The organism is Halomonas marinisediminis (assembly GCF_004347715.1).
GTDB lineage: Bacteria > Pseudomonadota > Gammaproteobacteria > Pseudomonadales > Halomonadaceae > Halomonas > Halomonas icarae.
Map to the genome: position 1 here is coordinate 1 of NZ_SLTR01000759.1, position 229 is coordinate 229.

Annotated in this window: 1 protein-coding gene; it reads left to right on the forward strand. The window is 73.8% G+C overall.

Features of this window, described 5'->3' with window-relative positions:
* The coding region (locus E0702_RS18445; RefSeq protein ID WP_205742162.1) for a dihydroneopterin aldolase at positions 1–229 on the forward strand (229 nt) is incomplete at both ends.

Here is a 229-nt window from a genome sequence, read left to right on the forward strand (position 1 = left end):
GGCGCGCTGGCCGAGGAGCGGATCAACCTGCTGGAAACGCTGGCGGAACGGGTGGCCGATCGGATCCTGTCGGACCCCAAGGCCGCGCGCGCCTTCGTGCGGATCGAGAAGCTGGATCGCGGCCCCTTCGCCCTCGGGGTCGAGATCGTGCGCACCCCCGAAGAGGCGCAGCGCACCGCCAGCCCGGGTCCGCGCCCGCGGCTCGTGCGGGTGCATGCAGCGGCCATCG